Below are 19030 nucleotides of genomic sequence, written 5' to 3' on the forward strand. Positions count from 1 at the left end.
AGCGGAGGACAAAGGCCATGACCACTGTGACCGGCGGATGCCTCTGCGGCGCACTACGCTTCGTGGCGACGGGACAGCCCTACCGGGTGGGCATCTGCCACTGCATGGACTGCCGCAAGAACCACGGCGCGCTCTTCCACGCCTCGGCGATCTACCCCGAGACCGCCGTGACCATCACCGGCGAGGTCCGCACTTTCCGCGACCGCAGCTTCTGTCCGACATGCGGCTCTCCCGTCTTTGCGCATATCGGCGACGAGATCGGCATCAACCTCGGCAGCCTCGACGCGCCGGACCAGTTCCGCCCAACATATGAGCTCTGGACGATCCGCCGCGAAGGCTGGCTGCCGGAGTTTCCCTGGATGCGTCCCCACCCGCAGGACCGTGACAGCGGCAGCCGGACCGAGGACTGACCCCTGCCATGCGCGCAGGCGGAGTTCTCGAAAACTCCGCGACGGAGCCTTCAAAGGCTCCGATCCGATTTCTTCGAAGCAATCGGCGCCGGGCGGCGATCACACCGGATCGTCCGTCCCCGCCTTCCGGAACCAGCGCACGATCGCCGCGCGTTCCTCGGGCTCCATCCAGCTCAAGTTTCCCGGCGGCATCGCATGGCTGATCCCTGCCTGCAGGTAGATCCGCCGGGCCTCATGCGCGATCTGGGCCTCGGTCTCCAGCACGACACCCTTCGGCGGCCAGTGCAGGCCCTCCCAGCCCGGCTCGGCTGCATGGCACATGCTGCAGCGGCCCTGCACGATCCCTACCACGTCCTCAAACCCGTCAGCCGAGGCATAGACCAGCGCCGCACCCTGCAGCTTCGCCTCGCCCTCGACCGTCCGCATCGGCGCGGTTGAAAGCCAGGCGATCAGCAGGAACAACACCACCGTCACTCCCCAGGTCCAGTGCGGGTTGCCCTTTCGCGCATGCTTGGTGTTGAACCAGTGCCGGATCGTCACTCCCATCAGGAACACAAGGCTTGCGATCACCCAGTTCCACTCGGTCGCGAAGACCAGCGGGTAATGGTTCGACAGCATCAGGAAGATGACCGGCAGCGTCAGGTAGTTGTTATGAGTCGACCGCTGCTTGGCGATCTTGCCATACTTCGGGTCAGGCTTCCGCCCAGCCTTGAGGTCGGCCACCACGATCCGCTGGTTCGGCATGATGATGAAGAAGACGTTGGCGCTCATGATCGTCGCGGTGAACGCGCCAAGGTGCAGCATCGCCGCCCGGCCGCTGAAGACCTGGGTGTAGAACCAGCTCATCCCCACCAGCACCGCGAAGAGCGCCAGCATCAGCACGTTCTGGTCGGCGTTCACAAAGACCTTGCACAGCGTGTTGTAGACGATCCAGCCGAAGGCCAGCGACGCCATCGAGATCGCAACCGCCTGCCAGGTGGTCAGCTCCAGCACCGTGGGATCGATCAGGTAAAGCTCGGCGCCCAGGTAGTAGACCAGGACCAGCAGCGCAAACCCGGACAGCCAGGTGAAATAACTCTCCCACTTGAACCAGATCAGGTGGTCCGGCATCGCCTCGGGTGCCACGAGGTATTTCTGGATGTGATAGAACCCCCCGCCGTGAACCTGCCACTCCTCGCCATCCGCGCCCGAGGCAAGGTTACGATCCCGGTGCAGGCCAAGGTCCAGCGCGATGAAGTAGAAGCTTGACCCGATCCAGGCGATGGCGGTGATCACATGCGTCCAGCGCACCGCGATCTCGATCCATTCCCACAAGACCACCCAGTCGTACATCGCGCTCTCCGTCTTTGCCGAAAGGCTATCGCGGTCGTGACCTTTCTGTTAATCCATAGAAAGCCCGCATCACTTTCAACCCACGCCGAACAATGGCCACCGCATGTCCTATGTGAACAACATCCGCATGTTCGTCCGTGTCTACGAATTGGGCAGCATGTCCGCCGCCGCGCGCGACCAGCGCACCTCCCCGGCCGTCGCTTCGGCCCGGGTGTCCGACCTTGAAAAGCACCTCGGCGTCCGGCTTTTCGCCCGAACGACCCGTTCGCTCCAGCCAACCGAAAACGGCCGCATCTTCTATGAAGGCGCCCGCCGGGTGCTCGAGGCGATCGACGACGCCGAGGCCGCGGTCATGGACGTGACGCAGAACCCGCGCGGCACGATCTTTGTCGCGGCCCCGCTGGGCATCGGGCGGCGCTTCATCGCGCCGCGCGTCCCCGCCTTCAAGGACCTCTATCCCCAGATCGACGTCCGCCTCCGGCTCAGCGACCGCGGGGTCGACGTGGTGGCGGAAGGCATCGACGTCGCCTTCCACCTCGGGCTGCTGGAGGACAGCACCCTCAAGGTCCGCACAATAGCGGACTGCCCTCGCATCCTCTGCGCGGCTCCGTCCTACATCGCCCGCCGGGGCATGCCGGCAGATGGCGCAGCCCTGATCGCCGACCGGCACGATTGCCTGAACCTGCGCTATCCCGGGGCGCGTGAGTTCCAGTGGACACTCCTCACCCCCGATGGCCCCCGGAGGTTCGAGATTGCCGGACCCTTTGAAAGCGATGATGGCGACGTCCTGACCGGTTGGGCGCTGGACGGGCGCGGGATCATCCTGAAACCCGTGTTCGAGGTGGCCGAGCATCTCCGCTCGGGCGCGCTCTTGCCCGTGGCGACGGCCACACCGCCCCTGGCCGTGCAGCTTTCGACGCTCAGCCAGCACCGGCGGCTGAAGGACCCGAAGGTCCAGCTCTTCACCGATTACATGTCGAACCAGATCCGCGACGAGCTGCGTCGGGCAATGGCCCCGTAGGGTGGGCAATACTGCCCACCCTACGAAACGGTCTTACTGGACGCGCTGACCGTTCACATAGATCTCGCCGCCGGCCTTCGCCTCGATCTTGGAGGTCAGCTCGTCCGGGTTCGCGCCCGGCGACATGAAGGCGCCCATCATCATCCGCGCGCCCATCGCGTCTTCTTCGGCCATAAGGCCCGTCGCGATCAGTCCGTCGATCAGCGCATTCGCGCCGGTGACGGTGACGTTCGCCTCGCCCAGCGGCTGCGGCACGCCCGTCGAGTTGTCGAAGGTGAAGGCCCCGGTCCCGGTCAGCGCAGCACCTGCGACCTTGAGCATCAACTCGTTGATGTTCAGCGATTCCGGGGCGGGAACCGGCGGTTCGGTCCCGGCCTCATCCGCCGCTGCCATCGCAATCACGTCAAGCTTGGTCTTGCCCGAAACATCAATCGCAATGTCTGCCGGATCGCGCTTCAGGGCACCATTGGGGTCGAACAGCGCCCAGGCGTCCTCGCTGACCGTGAACTGGCTCAGCTTCATTACCAGCCCGTAATCCCCCGCCGTCTCGTTTGCCATCACCGGCGAGGTCAGCCCGAACTGGATCGGCCCCGAGGTGATCTTGACCGGCGCCGGCATCATCGGCGTGGTCACGTCGATCTCCAGACCGCTGCCGGACGACTGGATGTTGAGCGTATCCTTGTTGAAGACACCCGACGCCTCTCCGCCACCGGCCTTGATGTCGAATGTCATCGGGAAGAACTCGTCCTCCTGCACCATCGTCCCCGCGGAATCGCCCTGCTTGGTCGAGATGGTGACAGCAAGCCCCTCCTGCAGCGCGGTTCCGAAATCAGCCGGCGCGACCATCGAAGCCAACGCAATGGTCGAGGGCAGCGCAAAGTCCAGCGACATCTCGAGGTCGGCCGTCGAACTGGTGGTCGACTGCTTCAGACCGAGGCCCGGATCGTCCAGCTTCGTGTCATAGGCCAGCGACGAGGCTTTCACATCCAGCCCGAAGGTCCGGTTGGTGCCGGGTGTGTCAGAATAGGTGCCTGCCAGATCCGTGAAGCCGACGGTCCCGCTGCTCGCCACATCCGCCGCCGCCGTTCCGTCAAGCGAGGTGCCCGGTCCGGTCGTGTCGTAGACGACATCCAGCTTGGCCGCGCCGAAGTCATAGGCCAGCCCCCCGTCCGCCTCGCGCGCCGTCAGGGTCAGTCCGTCATGGACGATCTTGGCTGTGCCCTTGGTTTCGCCGGTCATGCTGATGCCGATATCCGCGCCCGGCGTGATCGTGACCGACCCGTCCTCGGCCTCGGTCAGCACCATGTCGGAAATGGTCAGCCCGGGCGTGCCTGCCACCCCGACCGACACGCCGTTCAGCGTCAGCGTCCCGCTGTCGCTGTTCTCGGTTGCGGCCGAAACCTCAAGACCGATCAGCGCACCAGCGTCTTTCCAGGATTGCCAGACCTGATCTGCGGTCAGCGCGGCATGCGCGGTTCCGCCCATCAGGAGAACAAGTGTGGGTGCTGCAAACACAGACGTCATGCGAAACATGCTTTGCTCCTCAACATGGCAATTCGACGGACCATTCAAAGCCCGTCTCGCGCCCGACTGCAAGTGACGCTTTCTTGACCCGGCGGTTCACGACCCGCGATAGGTCGCGTAGCCGAAGGGCGACAGAAGCAGCGGCACATGGTAATGGCCGGCCGCATCCGCGACGCCAAAGCGGATGGGGATTTCATCCAGAAACAGGATGCCCTCGCCCGCCTGCCTGCTTGCCCGAAGGTAGTCCCCGGCGGCAAAGACCAGCTCATAGGTGCCAGCCGTCAGCGCTGCGCCCTCAAGCACCGGCCCGTCGGTCCGCCCATCAGTGTTCGTCACCATCCCGGCAATCTCCTGACGGCTCTGGCCAGAGACCCGGTAAAGCGTGATCCTCACCCCCGCCGCAGGCCTGCCCCGGGCCGTATCCAGCACATGCGTCGAAAGCCGCCCCATGGTCGCCTCCTGTGTTCACCTCCATCCAAACACGAAAGTCACCGCGACGCGACCCGGCGTTGCGGCCATATGACCTTTCGTGAAATCCTGAAAATGCCCGCAGTCTTTCTGCGTAGTCTTGCGGCAAGAGGAGAGCAGCGTGAACCGATATCCCCGCGACTTCCGTGGCCACGGACCCAACCCTCCCGATGCCCGCTGGCCCGGCGGTGCAAGGATCGCTGTTTCGATCGTCCTCAACTATGAGGAAGGGGGCGAGAACAACATCCTGCACGGCGACGCGCAGTCCGAGGCCTTCCTCTCCGACATCGCCGGTGCCGCGCCCTGGCCGGGCCAGCGGCACTGGAACATGGAATCGCTTTACGACTACGGCGCCCGCGCGGGCTTCTGGCGGCTGCACCGGCTCTTCACCGGGCTCGGCATCCCCGTCACCGTCTATGGCGTCACCTCCGCCCTCGCACGGAACCCCGAGCAGGTCGCCGCCATGAAATCCGCCGGGTGGGAGATCGCCTCCCACGGCCTGAAATGGGTCGACCACCGCGACATGGACCCCGCGGAAGAGATACGCCAGATCGCGGAAAGCTTCCGGCTGCATGAGGAAGTCGTCGGCGAAGCCCCGCAGGGCTGGTATACCGGACGTTGCTCGATGAACACCGTGCGCCTCACCGCCGAGACGCGCCGCCTCGCCTGGATCTCCGACACTTATGACGACGACCTGCCCTACTGGCGCGAATTCGGCGACCATGACCAGCTCGTGATCCCCTACACGCTCGAAGCCAACGACATGCGCTTCGCCACCGCCCCGGGCTACATCACCGGCGAGCAGTTCTTCACCTATCTCAAGGACAGCTTCGACACGCTCTACGCCGAAGGTCTGGAAGGCAGGGCCAGGATGTTCTCCATCGGCCTGCACTGCCGGCTGATCGGCCGCCCCGGCAAGATCGCGGGCCTCCGTCGCTTTCTCGACTACGCCACGGGTCACGAGGGCGTCTGGTTCCCCCGCCGCATCGACATCGCCGATCACTGGCGGATGACCCACCCCCATCTCCGCGCCGAACGTCCCAGCCAGATGTCGCTGAAACGGTTCGTCAGCCGCTTCGGCGGCATCTTCGAACACTCCCCCTGGGTCGCCGAACGGGCCTGGCATCTCGAACTCGGCCCCGCGCATGACAGCGCCGCGGGCCTTCACAACGCGCTCTGCCGCATGTTCCGCTGTGCCAGCCCGGCCGAACGGCTACAGGTGCTCAAGGCACACCCCGACCTTGCCGGTAAACTTGCCGCCGCCAGACGCCTGACACCCGAATCCACTGCCGAACAGGCCTCCGCCGCCCTCGACGCCCTGACGGACGAGGAACGCGCGACCTTCCAGCGCCTGAACGAGGCCTATGTGGAAAAACACGGCTTCCCCTTCATCATCGCCGTCCGCGACAACACGAAGGCTTCCATCCTTCAGGCCTTCGAGACCCGCATCGGCAACGACACCAATATCGAATTCGCCACCGCCTGCGCCCAGGTCGAACGCATCGCCGAACTGCGCCTGAAGGACCAGCTGCCATGAGCCCCTACTACGCACCGCCCGGCGGCCTGCCGCCGCAGACCGCGCTCATGACCCAGCGCGCGGTCTTCACGTCCAGCTACTGCGTCATCCCGAAAGGCTGCTTTTCCGACATCGTCACCAGCTTCCTGCCCGGCTGGGAAAGGACGCGCCTCTGGCTCATCGCCCGGCCGATGACAGGCTTTGCCGAAACCTTCAGCCAATACGTGATGGAGGTCGCCCCCGGTGGCGGGTCGGACGCCCCTGATCCCGAAACGGGCGCCGAGCACTGGCTTTTCTTCACCGGCGGCCTCGCCACCCTGACCATCGACGGCGCGGGCTACGAGATGGAGGAAGGCTCCTACGCCTACATTCCCGCCGGCACCCGCTGGACCCTCCTCGCCGAAGGCGGCACCCCCGCCCGCTTCCACTGGCTTCGCAAGCTTTACGAACCCGCCCCGGGCGTCGCAGCCCCCGAAGCCTTCGTCATCAACGAAGCCGACGTCCCGATCCGCTGGATGCCCGACACCGGCGAACGCTGGGGCACCACCCGCTTCGTCGAACCCGACGATCTGCGCCACGACGCCCATGTCAACATCGTCACCTTCCAGCCCGGCGGCCTCATCCCCTTCGAGGAAACCCATGTCATGGAACATGGCCTCTACGTGCTCGAGGGTCGCGCCGTCTACAAGCTGAACCAGGACTGGGTCGAGGTCGAGGCCGGCGATTTCATGTGGCTCCGCGCCTATTGCCCGCAGGCCTGCTATGCCGCAGGTCCGGGCCGGTTCCGCTACCTCCTCTACAAGGACGTGAACCGCCACGCCCGCCTTCGCGGCCCCGGTGCCTTCGGTCCGGCCCGATGAGCGCGAGTTTTCGCAGAAAACTCGTGGTACGAACTTTCTGCGAAAGTTCGAGGGCGGTCTGATGCGCCTGATCCGCCCCCGGCCCCTCACCGCCGAAGCCTTCGCCCCCTTCGGCGACATCCTCGACGCCACCGGCGATTTCCGCCTGATCAACGCCGGCCTCTGCCGCCGCCACCACGACCGCGCAGGGCTCGACTTTGGCCCCGATGGGCGCGCCGGCATCTCGATCTTCAAGGCCGAACCCCGCGCGCTGCCCTACAGTTTCGACCTGATCGAGCGTCACCCCGACGGCAGCCAGGCCTTCCTGCCCATGACCGCCGACCCCTTCCTCGTGATCGTCGCAGCCGGCCCCGATTCGACGCCGCAGGCCTTCCTCACCGACGGGGCGCAAGGGATCAACCTCCGTCGCGGCACCTGGCATGGCGTGCTCACCCCGCTGCACGCCCCCGGCCTCTTCGCCGTGGTCGACCGGATCGGACCAACCCCGAACCTCGAGGAATACCGCTATCCGGCAGCCTGGACGGTCCTTGCGCCCTGACCGCAGGGCAGCGTGGACCACCTTTCCAAATGGTTAATGCCCACACGCAAGCTTCTGAAATCTCATACCATTCCAGATTTGACCACTGTGGTCACGCGTCCCTTGCCCTGCCCGCCCCGGGCAGGCTACCCTGCCGCCGACAGCGAAAGGACCCCTCCATGCATGCCATCGAGAAACGCCTGGCCGAGCTCGGGCTGACCCTCCCCGACGCCCCCGCCCCTGCGGCGAACTACGTTCCCTTCGTCGTGACTGGCAACCTCGTCCACATCTCGGGCCAGATCAGCCAGAACGAACACGGACTGATCAAGGGCCGTCTGGGCGAGGACCTCTCGTTCGAAGAGGGGGCCGAGGCCGCCAAACGCTGCGCGATCTCCCTGCTCGCCCAGCTGAAGAAGGCCACGGGCGGCGACTGGAACCGGCTTTCCCGTGCGGTGAAGCTGACTGGCTTCGTGAACTCCACCCCCGATTTCACCGACCAGCCCAAGGTCATCAACGGCGCCTCCGACTTTCTCGTCGCCGTCCTCGGCGATGCCGGCCGCCACGCCCGCTCGGCCGTCTCGGCCGCCTCGCTCCCCCTTGGGGTCGCAGTCGAGATCGAGGCGATCTTCGAACTGAAATGACCCGCGTCCCCCTGCCGGCAGCCTTCCTCCGCCTGCCCATCGCCCACCGCGCCCTGCACGACAGGACGGCCGGCCGGGTCGAGAACTCCCCCGCAGCGATCCGCGCCGCGGTGGCGGCAGGTTACGGGATCGAGATCGACCTCCAGCTTTCCGCCGACGGGCAAGCCATCGTCTTTCATGACGAAGACCTCGACCGGCTGACTGACGAGACCGGCCCGGTGAGCGCCCGCACCGCGACCGAGCTGGGCCGGATCAGGCTGAAGGATTCGACCGATTTCATCCCGACCCTGCCCGAGGTCCTGGCCATCATCGGCGGCAAGGTCCCGCTTCTGATTGAGATCAAGGACCAGACCCTCACCATGGCCGAAACCGACGGCCGGCTCGAGGCCGCGACCGCCGCAGCCCTGAAGGACTACCCCGGCCCCGTCGCGGTCATGTCCTTCAACCCCCATTCCGTGGCCCATATGGCTCACCTCGCCCCCCACCTGCCGCGCGGGATCACCACCTCGGCCTACGACCCCGACGACTGGGCCCCGCTTCCGCCCGCCATCTGCGACCGGCTGCGCGACATCCCGGACTTTGATGCCACGGGCTCAAGCTTCATCAGCCACGAAGGGCGCGACCTGTCGCGTCCCCGGGTGGCCGAGCTCAAGGCCCAGGGCGCGGCCATCCTGTGCTGGACGATCCGCTCGCCCGAGGCCGAGGCAAAGGCGCGCGTGGTGGCCGACAATGTGACCTTCGAAGGCTACGCGGCCCGCCTTCCGGCTTGACCTCGCGGGCCCGCCAGCCACCTTTCCCTGCAAGAGACACCCCTCGCGCGGCCTGCGGTCGATAGACCAAAGGCCGCGGCTTCGGAGCCGCGATGGCCGACCTGACCCTTCTCGACAGCCTGTCCGGCGTCGCCGCCCCCGAATGGGACGCGGTGGCCGCACCCGAACAGGCGGACGGTCGGCCGATTGACCCCTTCACCACCCACCGCTTCCTTTCGGCCCTGGAAACCTCCGGCTCGACCGGCACCGGCACCGGCTGGCAGGCCCGGCCCCTGGTCCTGCGCGACGAGGGCCGCCTCCTTGCCGCGACGCCGCTTTACGTGAAGACCCACAGCCAGGGCGAGTACATCTTCGATCACGGCTGGGCCGACGCGCTGGACCGGGCGGGAGGCCGCTACTACCCGAAGCTCCAGATCGCCGTCCCCTTCACCCCTGCTACCGGCCGCCGTTTCCTTGGCCCGGCAGAGCACCGCGAGACCCTCTGGCGCGCCGCCATCGGGGTTGCCGCGCAGAACCGGTTGTCCAGCCTTCACGCCACCTTTTGCACCGCCGCGGAAGCCGAGGCGCTGGCCGGGGTCGAAGGCACGCTGCACCGCGTCACCCAGCAATTCCACTGGGAGAACCGGGGCTACGCCAGCTTCGACGATTTCCTTTCCGACCTGTCCAGCCGCAAGCGCAAGATGATCCGCAAGGAACGCGAGACGGCCCAGAGCCGCGGCCTCACCATCCGCGCCCTGTCCGGGGAAACGATCGAACCCCAGCACTGGGATGCCTTCTGGACCTTCTACCAGGACACCGGCAGCCGCAAATGGGGGACGCCCTACCTCACGCGGAAAGCCTTCACCCGGTTTCACGAAACTATGCGGAACGACATCCTTCTCGTCCTCGCCTTCAACGGCGAACGGCCCGTGGCCGGGGCGCTGAACTTCATCGGGCGGCACACGCTTTACGGCCGCTACTGGGGCTGTGTTGAGGACCACCCCTGCCTGCACTTCGAACTTTGCTACTATCAGGCGATCGACTGGGCGATCACACATGGGCTGCAACGGGTCGAGGCCGGGGCGCAGGGCGAACACAAGCTGGCCCGGGGCTACCTGCCGGTCGAGACCCATTCGATCCATTGGATCGCCGACCCTTCGTTCCGCAAGGCTGTCGACCGCTACCTGCAGGCCGAACGCCGCGCCGTGGGTGAGGAGATCGAGGTCCTGACCGCCTACGGCCCCTTCCGCCGCGGGGAGGCGCGGGAATAGACCCTGTCATCCTTGGGAAAGGAGCTCCTTATGGCCGACCTTCTGTCCAACACCGACCGCAGCGCCCACCTGCCGGCCCTGGGCGAGACCGGCTGGGCCGCCGTGCCGGGGCGCGATGCGATCCGCAAAATATTGAAATTCCGTAATTTCTCGGAAGCTTGGGGCTTCATGTCCCGCGCGGCGCTGGCGGCGGAAAAGCTGAACCACCACCCGGAATGGAAGAATGTCTACAACACGGTCGACATCACGCTGACGACGCATGACTGCCACGGCCTTTCCCGGCTGGACATCGACCTTGCCAAGGCCATGGACCGGCTGGCAGGCAGCGCCGAGGTGCAGCGCGACCATGGCGAGCCGGTCCTGTCGCTGTGCGAGGTCAGAGCGCGGAAGGCCTGATCCGGGAGGGCTCGTCGTCGGCTTCGTCGCTCCTCGCCGGTGTTCCTCCGACGAGAAGACGAAGTCGCACGAGGAGGGTCGCGCTAGATTTGCGACAGGAGATGCTCGCCGGCTGAAATCTCGCAGCCGGTCCCGGTTTCCGGGTTGAACCGCGTCACCACCCCATCCTCGACCAGCGCCGAATAGCGCTTCGACCGGGCGTAGAACCCAAGCTGCGGCACGTCGAAGGTCATCCCGATCGCCTTCGAGAACGCAGCGTCCGCATCGCCCAGCATGGTGATCCCAGCGGCGGTCGCCCCGGTCGCCTCGCCCCAGGCCTTCATCACGAAGGGGTCGTTGACGGCGACGCAGATGATCTCGTCCACACCCTTTTCAGCGAACTTCTTCGCGGTGCGGATGAAGCTTGGGACATGCGCGGTCGAGCAAGTGCCCGTATAGGCCCCCGGCAGCCCGAAGATCACTACTTTCCGTCCCTTCAGCTTGTCGCCAAGCTTGATCCCTTCGGCCCCGTTGTCGCCCATCTTCAGAAGCGTTGCTTCCGGCAGCCGGGTGCCCACTGCAATCGTCATGACAGTCATTCCTTTCCTGCGGCGCCTGCGTTGCGCCTGTCACGCCTTGGGTTATAGGGTCCGGCGTGACGGATGCCAGAGGGGTCAGAGAATGCGTGTGGTTATCGTGGGAGCGGGTCAGGCGGGTGCAGCACTTGCGGCAAAGCTGCGGGCCCTCGGCCATCAGGGCGATATCGTGATGCTGGGCGACGAGCCTGCGCCCCCCTATCAGCGTCCGCCCTTGTCGAAGGCTTATCTTCTGGGCGAGATGGAGGAGGACCGGCTTTGGCTGCGCGCGCCGGAGTTCTGGGCCGAGAACAATGTCACGCTGCGGCTGGGCGAGCCGGTCAGCGCGCTCGACCCCGCGCGCAAGACGGTGACGGTCGGGGACGAGGTACTCTCCTATGACCAGCTGGCGCTGACCACCGGGTCGGCCCCGCGCAGGCTGCCAGCCGCGATCGGGGGCGGGCTGGGCGGCGTCTACACCGTGCGCACCCTTGCCGATGTTGACGCGATGCGGGCCGAGTTCCGCCCCGGCGCGCGGGTGATCATCGTCGGCGGCGGCTATATCGGGCTGGAGGCGGCGGCGGTTGCGTCGAAGCTGGGGCTGGATGTCACGGTGCTGGAAATGGCGCCGCGCATCCTGCAGCGCGTTGCCGCGCCCGAGACGAGCGCCTTTGTCGGGGCGCTGCATCGAACCCATGGGGTGAAGGTGCTGGAAGAGACCGGCCTTGACCGGCTGGAAGGCGAGACCCGCGTCACCGGCGCACGGCTGAAGGACGGGCGTGTCCTGCCCGCGGATTTCGTGATCGTCGGTGTGGGCATCACCCCAAACACGCAGCTGGCCGAAGCGGCCGGCCTGACCATCGACAACGGCATTGCCACGGACGCGATGGGCCGGACCTCGGACCCCGCGATCTGGGCGGCGGGGGACTGCGCCTCGTTCCCGCATGGCGGCGGGCGGCTGCGGCTGGAATCGGTCGGCAACGCCATCGACATGGCCGAGGCGGTTGCGGCGAACATGCTGGGGGCGAACGCGCCCTATGAGGCGAAGCCGTGGTTCTGGTCGGACCAGTACGACCTGAAGCTGCAGATTGCCGGGCTAAACACTGGGTATGACAGGATCGTCACCCGAAAGGGCGAAGGGGATGCGGTCAGCTTCTGGTACTACCGCGGGGACAGCCTGCTGGCAGTGGATGCGATGAACGACGCCCGCGCCTATATGGTCGGCAAGCGGCTGATTGAAGGCGGCAAGTCTCCTGCGCCGGATACCATCGCCTCTGCGCCCGACCTGAAGGTGCTTTTGAAGGCATGAGGATCATCGGCGGTTCCCGTCGCGGTCTGAAGCTGGCCGAGGTCGGGATCGGCGATGCCGCCGCGCATCTGCGCCCCACGTCGGACCGGGTGCGCGAGGCGATCTTCAACCTCCTCGTCAACGGCACGCGGGGCAACCTTGTGGCGGGGGCACGGGTGCTTGACCTTTTCGCCGGGACGGGGGCGCTGGGGCTCGAAGCGCTGAGCCGGGGGGCGGAAACGGCGGTCTTCGTCGATGATGGTGCAAAGGCGCTGGCGCTTCTGCGTGAAAACATCACGAAGATGCGGGCCGAGGGTGAGACGCGGGTCCTTCGCCAGAACGCGACCCGCCTGCCGCCGAACGCGGAGGCGCCCTTCTCGCTGGTCTTCCTCGACCCGCCCTACGGTAAGGGGATGGGAGAGGCGGCCCTTGCCTCTGCGCAGAAGGGCGGCTGGCTCGCTCCCGGGGCCACCGTCGTCTGGGAGGAAGGTGTCATCCCCGCAATACCGGAGAGCTTCGCAAGCCTCGACCAGCGCCGCTATGGCGACACGATCGTCACAGTTCTTTCGGCGCCATCGTGACGCTGCACCCGGTCGCAGGTTGCCGTGGCGTGACGCCGCGTAGCGGATGACAGGATCATCGGACCCCGCCATTCTCTCGCCCAATCCGGAGGGCCCCATGTCCAGCTACCCGCACCTGCTTGCCCCGATCACCCTCAGCGGCGTGACGCTGCGGAACCGCGCCCTGATGGGGTCGATGCACACGGGGCTCGAGGAGACCGGCGACTGGGGCCGCGTTGCCGCCTTCTATGCCGCCCGGGCGCGCGGAGGGGCAGGGCTGATCGTGACCGGCGGCATGGCCCCGAACCGCGAAGGCGGGGTCTTTCCGGGCGCGGCGGGTTTCTTTTCGGACAAGGACATCGCCAACCACCGCCGGGTGACCGACGCGGTCCATGCCGAGGGTGGGCGGATCGTGATGCAGATCCTTCACGCGGGCCGCTACGCCTATTCGCCCGACTGTGTGGGTCCGTCGGCGATCAAGTCGCCGATCTCGCCCTTTCCGCCGAAGGAACTGGACGCGGCCGGGATCGAAAAGCAGATCGCGGACATCGCCAACGCAGCCGCCCGCGCGCGCGAGGCGGGCTATGACGGGGTCGAGGTCATGGGGTCGGAAGGCTACTTCCTGAACCAGTTCCTTGTCACCCATACGAACCGGCGGACGGATGACTGGGGCGGCCCCTACGCCAACCGGATGCGCCTTCCGGTCGAGACCGTGTCCCGTGTGCGCGCCGCGATGGGGCCGGAGGCGATCCTGATCTACCGCATCTCGCTGATTGACCTTGTGCCTGATGGGTCCACCTGGGACGAGGTGATCCTTCTGGCAAAGGCGATCGAGGGGGCCGGGGCATCCGTCCTCAACACCGGCATCGGCTGGCACGAGGCGCGGGTGCCGACCATCGCCACCTCCGTCCCCCGGGCGGCCTTCGCGCATCTGACGGCGCGGCTGCGCCCGGAGGTGACGATTCCGGTGATCACGTCGAACCGGATCAACACGCCCGAGGTGGCCGAGGCGCTTCTGGCGGATGGGATGGCCGACATGGTCTCGATGGCCCGGCCGTGGCTTGCGGACGAGGCCTTCATCACCAAGGCCGCCGCCGGGCGTGCAGCAGAGATCGCGCCCTGCATCGCCTGCAACCAGGCCTGTCTGGACCATACCTTCTCAGGCAAGCTGACCTCGTGCCTCGTCAATCCGCGGGCCTGCCATGAGACGGAACTGACCTACGACCCCGCGCCTCAGGCAAAGCGGATCGCAGTTGTGGGGGCGGGCCCCGCCGGGATGATGACCGCCATCGTCGCCGCCGGGCGCGGGCACAAGGTCACGCTCTTCGACAAGGCGATGGAAGTCGGCGGGCAACTGAACCTGGCAAAGCAGGTACCAGGGAAAGAGGAATTCCACGGCCTCGTCGCCTGGTTTGCCACTGCGCTGGACCATCCGAACGTGACGCTTCGCCTTGGAGTCGCGGCACAGCCCGAAGAGCTTGCCGCATTTGACGAGGTGGTCATCGCAACCGGCGTCTCCCCCCGCGATCCGGGTATCCCAACGGAACCCGGGGCCAATGTCCTGAGCTACATCGACGTTCTGCAGGGGGCCGCGGTCGGCCGTCGCGTGGCGGTCGTCGGGGCCGGGGGTATCGGCTTTGACGTTGCCGAGGCGCTTGTCCACGAAGGCACCAGCCCGACGCTGGACCCCATCCTCTGGCGTGCGGAGTGGGGCGTCAGCGCGCCCTGGGACACGCGCGGCGGTCTGGCTGCGGGTGGCCCGGCCCCCCACCCCCCGGCGCGCGAGGTGGTCCTTCTTCAGCGGAAGGCCGAAAAGCCGGGGCGGCATCTGGGCAAGACCACGGGCTGGATCCATCGCGCCTCGCTTGCGATGAAGGGCGTCAGGATGCAGGGCGGCGTCACCTATGAACGCATCACGCCAGAGGGCCTTTGGATCAGCCACGGCGCCGACCGCGCGGAACCGGAACTTCTGGCCGTGGATGCCGTGGTCCTTTGCGCCGGGCAGGAACCGGAACGCGGCCTCGCGTCCGAACTGACCCGACTTGGCGTTGCCCATCACCTGATTGGCGGGGCCGATGTGGCGGCCGAGCTTGACGCCAAGCGCGCGATCGACCAGGCGGCCCGGCTGGCAGCCCAGCTGTAGCGGCCGCGAATCCGGCGCGAGTCGCAGGCGCCGAAATCTGTGGGCGACCATCCCGGATATCGCCCCTCTGCCGCCGCTTCGAAAGGATTATGGCGGAAAAGGACCGATGATCCCGATCGCCTGCCGGCCACGGCTTTCGGCCGACAGCCCATATTCTCTTATACCGTTGCCCTCTGGACGAGGCACCCCGCAAGGGCTTGCCGGGGCCGCTTATGGCCCATGCGTTTCCCTGCCTTGAACGATCCCACACAATACCCCGGATCGGACGCGGGTTCGCCCCCATCCTGCCCGATTTGCCTACGAAACAATCTCTCATAAAGAGCGTGTTAATTGCCACAACGAGGGCACTATGGATCGACTGACCGAGATGGAGGCCTTTGCCACCGTCGTGGACCAAGGCGGCTTCACCGACGCGGCGAAGAAGATGGGGATCTCGAAATCTGCTGTCTCCAAACATGTCTCGGCGCTGGAGGCTCGGCTTGGGGCAAGGCTCCTGAACCGCACCACCCGCCGGGTCAGCCCAACAGAGATCGGCCTTGCCTACTATGACCGCGCCCGTCGCGTGCTGAACGATGCGGGCGAGGCGGATGCGCTGGTGACCAGCATGCAGTCAGCGCCATCGGGCCTGCTGCGGGTCTCCGTCGCAACCGACTTCGGGGTGAACCTCCTGTCGCCGATCCTGGGGGACTTCCTTCTGGAATACCCCGACATCACGGTGAACATGGTTCTGAACAACCGCTATGTCGAACTGATCAGCGAAGGCTTCGACATGGCGATCCGGGTGGGCGATCTGGAGGACTCGAGCCTCCGGGCCCGCAAGCTGACCGAGACGACCAAGCGGATGATCGGCTCGCCGAGCTACTTCCAGAAGTTCGGGCGCCCGATGAAGATCGACGACCTGAACGATCACAAGTTGCTGCACTACTCCAACCAGGCGAACGGCAACGTCTGGAAGATCACCGCACCCTCGGGCGAAAAGCGGCAGGTCCGCTCGGTCGGCTGGCTGACGGTGAACGATGGCCAAAGCCTTCTGAACGCCGCGATCTCCGGCCTTGGCATCGCTTACCTGCCCAGCTTCCTTTATGCCGATGCAATGCGGCAGGGTCTGGTGGAAGAGGCGATCCCCGGCCTCCCGGTCGAGACGCTGGGCATCTACGCGGTCTATCCGCCGGGTCGGTTCACCCAGCCCAAGGTGCGCGCCTTCATCGACTTCCTGGCCAAGCGCTACATCGAAAAGGGTCCCGACAACTGGTGACCCCTTCACGGGCCCCGGCCCCCTCCCCGGTTCCCGTCAGCGGGTCGAGGTCACCACGACCTCGACCCGCCGGTTTTTCTGGCGCCCCTCTTCCGTCTGGTTCGTCGCGCGCGGGGACAGGAAACCCACGCCTTTCGCCGTCACCCGGTCGCGGTCGACGCCGTAGCGGTCGATCAGCACCTGTGCCACGGCTTCGGCCCTGCGCTCCGACAGCGCGATATTCGCATCAAGGCTGCCCGAGGCGTCGGTATGTCCGACAAGGGCGATCGTGCCATCGGGATTGGCCGCAAGCCAGGCGGCCACGGCGGCGAGAGAAGGGTAGTCTCCATCGCTTAGCGCGGCAGCGCCGCTGGCAAATTCAAGGTCACCCAGGACCGCCGTTCCGATCTGATCCAGCGCAGGGCCGATGGCGGAGTCGGGCAGTGTCGCGGCCGCGGCCGCACTCTCATCCACCGCAACGGTCATGTCGACGACAGAGGCAGAAGGGACGGACGTTGGCGCCGCCGTATCAGGCGCAGGCGTCACGCGCGTGATCTGCACATAGCCCGTAAGGGCCGAGCGGCTGACGAGGATGCTGACCGCCTCGTCGCCCCGGATCGCCGACAGAAAGCGGAAGTCCCCAAGATCGACATGCATGTCCGGTTCGGGCAGGACCTCAGTGCCATAGCGGAAGTCGAACCCGCCGCAGGCCCGCGTTTCGCAGTCCAGAAGCACCTCGAAGCCCGCCGAGACGATCTGGTCGCGCAAGGGGGCAAAGATGGCCAGGGTCGGAAGGTCGGGCGCGTCAAGCTGCAAGGCGCGCTGGGTGACCGCGCCTTCCATCGTCCACGTCGGCAAGGCCCCGTTGGCATAGGGGCCGGTGGGAAGGTCGTGGCTGCCAAAAGCCTCGCTCCGGGTCTCCTCGGCAAGGATCGGGGCCGGAAGCTCCAGCGTCAGGCTGCAGACGGGTGAAGCCAGGGCAAGGCCCAGGCCCAGAACCGTCATCGCTTGGGTCTTATGCCACACTGCCCGCGCCGCTTTCCGCGATCACTTCACCCGGTAATGATACTGTCCCACAACTTGCATCCCAAGGCGAGCGTAGAGCGCACGTGCGGCACTGTTTCGCTCGGTCACCGCCAGCGACAGTCGGCTTGCGCCCTCGGACGCCGCCCAGTTGGACGCAGCGCGCAGCAGCGTCTCGCCAATCCCGCGGCGACGATGGGCCGGGCGCACGTCCAGCGCGTGCAGCATCGCCTCGGCGCCATGGCAGGCGACAAAGGCCACCCCGGCAGGGCGGTCACCATCGCGTGCCAGGATCGCGGCTTTCGGCCCTTGCACCCGGTCCATCACCGCAATCCGCGCCGGACCGATGCCGCCGTCTTCCCAGATGCTGCGAGCGATCGCCAAGGGAGGCCAATGGGGAAAGGCGGCCAGGGGTGGCAGCTCGGCCCGCAGCGCGGCAACCGGGGCGGCATAGACCACGACCGGGTCGACGACCTGCCATCCCCGCTGGCCAAGTGCCGCGTCAAGCGCGCCATCCCCCGGACGGATCAGCGCCAGGGGTTCGGCCATTCCCTCCAGAAGCGCGAGGTCAGCCTCGGCCCAGTCGCCCTCGCAACTCGCCGCCGACACCCGCTTGCCACCGCCTGCCCCGTCGCGGAAGGTGAAGGGCCCTTCGCGCCACGTCCTTGCCGGTGGCCAGGTCGCTTCCATCACCGCGGCGATCGCCTCAGGCGTCATCCGAACAGACCGGTCAGGCGCACCATCGCCGCATCGACCCGCGCGGGATCGGTGCCGCGGATCACAAGGTTCGTGCCATGCGCCCCGTTCTGGATGAAGGGATAGGACCCCATCGAAAGATCGGGAAACTCGGCCGCCAAGGCACCGAAGGGTCCGGCGATCTCGCCCTCGCCCCGGTTCACGCGCAGCGACTGCGACAGAAGCGGCGGGCCGCCGGTCAGCTTCGGCAGGACGCTGGCGACCATCGCCTGGAAGATGTTCGGCACCCCGGCCATCACGTGGACATTGCCCAGAGTGAACCCCGGCGCGGTCGAGACCGGGTTGTCGATCAGGCTCGCCCCCTCCGGAATCCGCGCCATCCGCTGCCGCGCTTCGTTGAAGGGCAGGCCCGCTCGGTCGTAATGAGCCTGCAGAAGCGCCATCGCATCGGCCCGGTGCCCGATCGGCGCGCCCAGTGCATCCGCAACCGCATCGGCGGTGATATCATCATGCGTCGGCCCGATCCCGCCGCTGGTGAAGAGGTGATCATGGCGTCCTGACAGCGCCCGTACGGCCGCCACGATCTCCCCGTGCTCATCCGGAACGACCCGAACTTCCCGCAGAGCGATGCCGATCCGGGTTAGCTCACCGGCCAGATAATGCGTGTTCGTGTCCCGCGTCCTGCCGGACAGGATCTCGTCCCCGATGACCAGCATCGCCGCCGTTGGATTGCCCATTCCGCCCTCCGTGCCTCACACCCGGGTATAGCCCTGCGTTCAGGCGTTTCAAAGCCCGCCCTCTGGCCATTCCACCCCAAGGGGCCTATG

General features: G+C 66.6%; 20 protein-coding genes. 13 read left to right on the forward strand and 7 right to left on the reverse strand.

The genetic code is table 11. From position 1 onward, the window contains the following. Positions 1–17: 17 nt before the first annotated feature. Positions 18–410, forward strand: a complete 393-nt coding sequence (locus AC2D9V_RS03245; protein WP_484712598.1) for a GFA family protein — start codon at positions 18–20, stop codon at positions 408–410. Positions 411–509: 99 nt separating this feature from the next. On the opposite strand, the gene AC2D9V_RS03250 is transcribed toward AC2D9V_RS03245, so the two are convergent. After that, positions 510–1742, reverse strand: a complete 1233-nt coding sequence (locus AC2D9V_RS03250; RefSeq protein ID WP_484712599.1) for a urate hydroxylase PuuD — start codon at positions 1740–1742, stop codon at positions 510–512. 103 nt (positions 1743–1845) lie between these two features. Here AC2D9V_RS03250 and AC2D9V_RS03255 point away from each other — a divergent pair, with 103 nt between their 5' ends. Next, positions 1846–2763, forward strand: coding sequence for a LysR family transcriptional regulator (locus tag AC2D9V_RS03255; protein WP_484712600.1), 918 nt, complete (start codon positions 1846–1848; stop codon positions 2761–2763). 33 nt (positions 2764–2796) lie between these two features. On the opposite strand, the gene AC2D9V_RS03260 is transcribed toward AC2D9V_RS03255, so the two are convergent. After that, on the reverse strand, positions 2797–4287 hold the full coding sequence (locus AC2D9V_RS03260; protein WP_484712601.1) for a DUF2125 domain-containing protein: 1491 nt from the start codon (positions 4285–4287) through the stop codon (positions 2797–2799). Between the two features lie 96 nt (positions 4288–4383). After that, the gene (gene uraH / locus AC2D9V_RS03265; protein ID WP_484712602.1) at positions 4384–4737 is read right to left on the reverse strand and encodes a hydroxyisourate hydrolase; all 354 of its coding nucleotides are present in this window, start codon (positions 4735–4737) and stop codon (positions 4384–4386) included. 139 nt (positions 4738–4876) lie between these two features. Between uraH and puuE the strand changes: the two genes are divergently transcribed. The 7 genes from puuE (at position 4877) to AC2D9V_RS03300 (ending at position 10705) form a co-directional block, all read left to right on the forward strand. Then, on the forward strand, positions 4877–6292 hold the full coding sequence (gene puuE, locus AC2D9V_RS03270; RefSeq protein WP_484712603.1) for an allantoinase PuuE: 1416 nt from the start codon (positions 4877–4879) through the stop codon (positions 6290–6292). After that, positions 6289–7131 carry a bifunctional allantoicase/(S)-ureidoglycine aminohydrolase gene (locus tag AC2D9V_RS03275; protein WP_484712604.1) on the forward strand — a complete coding sequence of 281 codons (843 nt, stop codon included), beginning with the start codon at positions 6289–6291 and terminating at the stop codon, positions 7129–7131. Before puuE ends, AC2D9V_RS03275 begins: the two co-directional genes overlap by 4 nt. Positions 7132–7192: 61 nt before the next feature. Beyond that, the gene (locus tag AC2D9V_RS03280) at positions 7193–7669 is read left to right on the forward strand and encodes an ureidoglycolate lyase (protein WP_484712605.1); all 477 of its coding nucleotides are present in this window, start codon (positions 7193–7195) and stop codon (positions 7667–7669) included. 158 nt (positions 7670–7827) lie between these two features. Continuing rightward, positions 7828–8289, forward strand: coding sequence for a RidA family protein (locus AC2D9V_RS03285; protein ID WP_484712606.1), 462 nt, complete (start codon positions 7828–7830; stop codon positions 8287–8289). After that, positions 8286–9059, forward strand: coding sequence for a glycerophosphodiester phosphodiesterase family protein (locus AC2D9V_RS03290; protein ID WP_484712607.1), 774 nt, complete (start codon positions 8286–8288; stop codon positions 9057–9059). Before AC2D9V_RS03285 ends, AC2D9V_RS03290 begins: the two co-directional genes overlap by 4 nt. Positions 9060–9151: 92 nt before the next feature. Next, positions 9152–10309, forward strand: coding sequence for a GNAT family N-acetyltransferase (locus AC2D9V_RS03295; RefSeq protein WP_484712608.1), 1158 nt, complete (start codon positions 9152–9154; stop codon positions 10307–10309). 30 nt (positions 10310–10339) lie between these two features. Continuing rightward, entirely contained in the window at positions 10340–10705 is a 366-nt protein-coding gene (locus tag AC2D9V_RS03300) for a 4a-hydroxytetrahydrobiopterin dehydratase (RefSeq protein WP_484712609.1), read from the forward strand. An 83-nt stretch (positions 10706–10788) separates the two neighbouring features. On the opposite strand, the gene AC2D9V_RS03305 is transcribed toward AC2D9V_RS03300, so the two are convergent. Continuing rightward, the gene (locus tag AC2D9V_RS03305; protein WP_484712610.1) at positions 10789–11274 is read right to left on the reverse strand and encodes a redoxin family protein; all 486 of its coding nucleotides are present in this window, start codon (positions 11272–11274) and stop codon (positions 10789–10791) included. A gap of 91 nt (positions 11275–11365) precedes the next feature. On the opposite strand from AC2D9V_RS03305, the gene AC2D9V_RS03310 reads away from it, so the two are divergent. The 4 genes from AC2D9V_RS03310 (at position 11366) to AC2D9V_RS03325 (ending at position 16505) form a co-directional block, all read left to right on the forward strand. Beyond that, positions 11366–12568: an NAD(P)/FAD-dependent oxidoreductase gene (locus AC2D9V_RS03310; RefSeq protein ID WP_484712611.1), complete on the forward strand. Its 1203-nt coding sequence runs from the start codon at positions 11366–11368 to the stop codon at positions 12566–12568. Further along, on the forward strand, positions 12565–13128 hold the full coding sequence (gene rsmD, locus AC2D9V_RS03315; protein ID WP_484712612.1) for a 16S rRNA (guanine(966)-N(2))-methyltransferase RsmD: 564 nt from the start codon (positions 12565–12567) through the stop codon (positions 13126–13128). The genes AC2D9V_RS03310 and rsmD overlap by 4 nt, the downstream gene beginning before the upstream one ends. Positions 13129–13225: 97 nt before the next feature. Then, the gene (locus AC2D9V_RS03320; RefSeq protein ID WP_484712613.1) at positions 13226–15250 is read left to right on the forward strand and encodes an oxidoreductase; all 2025 of its coding nucleotides are present in this window, start codon (positions 13226–13228) and stop codon (positions 15248–15250) included. Positions 15251–15599: 349 nt separating this feature from the next. Then, the gene (locus AC2D9V_RS03325) at positions 15600–16505 is read left to right on the forward strand and encodes a LysR family transcriptional regulator (RefSeq protein ID WP_484712614.1); all 906 of its coding nucleotides are present in this window, start codon (positions 15600–15602) and stop codon (positions 16503–16505) included. Between the two features lie 36 nt (positions 16506–16541). On the opposite strand, the gene AC2D9V_RS03330 is transcribed toward AC2D9V_RS03325, so the two are convergent. Genes AC2D9V_RS03330 through AC2D9V_RS03340 form a run of 3 tightly spaced genes read right to left on the reverse strand, consistent with a single transcriptional unit; the run spans position 16542 to position 18940 of the window. Continuing rightward, positions 16542–17489 carry an OmpA family protein gene (locus AC2D9V_RS03330; protein ID WP_484712615.1) on the reverse strand — a complete coding sequence of 316 codons (948 nt, stop codon included), beginning with the start codon at positions 17487–17489 and terminating at the stop codon, positions 16542–16544. A 42-nt stretch (positions 17490–17531) separates the two neighbouring features. Further along, positions 17532–18224, reverse strand: coding sequence for a GNAT family N-acetyltransferase (locus AC2D9V_RS03335; protein WP_484712616.1), 693 nt, complete (start codon positions 18222–18224; stop codon positions 17532–17534). Continuing rightward, the gene (locus AC2D9V_RS03340; RefSeq protein WP_484712617.1) at positions 18221–18940 is read right to left on the reverse strand and encodes a competence/damage-inducible protein A; all 720 of its coding nucleotides are present in this window, start codon (positions 18938–18940) and stop codon (positions 18221–18223) included. The genes AC2D9V_RS03335 and AC2D9V_RS03340 overlap by 4 nt, the downstream gene beginning before the upstream one ends. Between the last annotated feature and the right edge of the window lie 90 nt (positions 18941–19030).

This window comes from Tabrizicola sp. T46 (genome assembly GCF_057219895.1).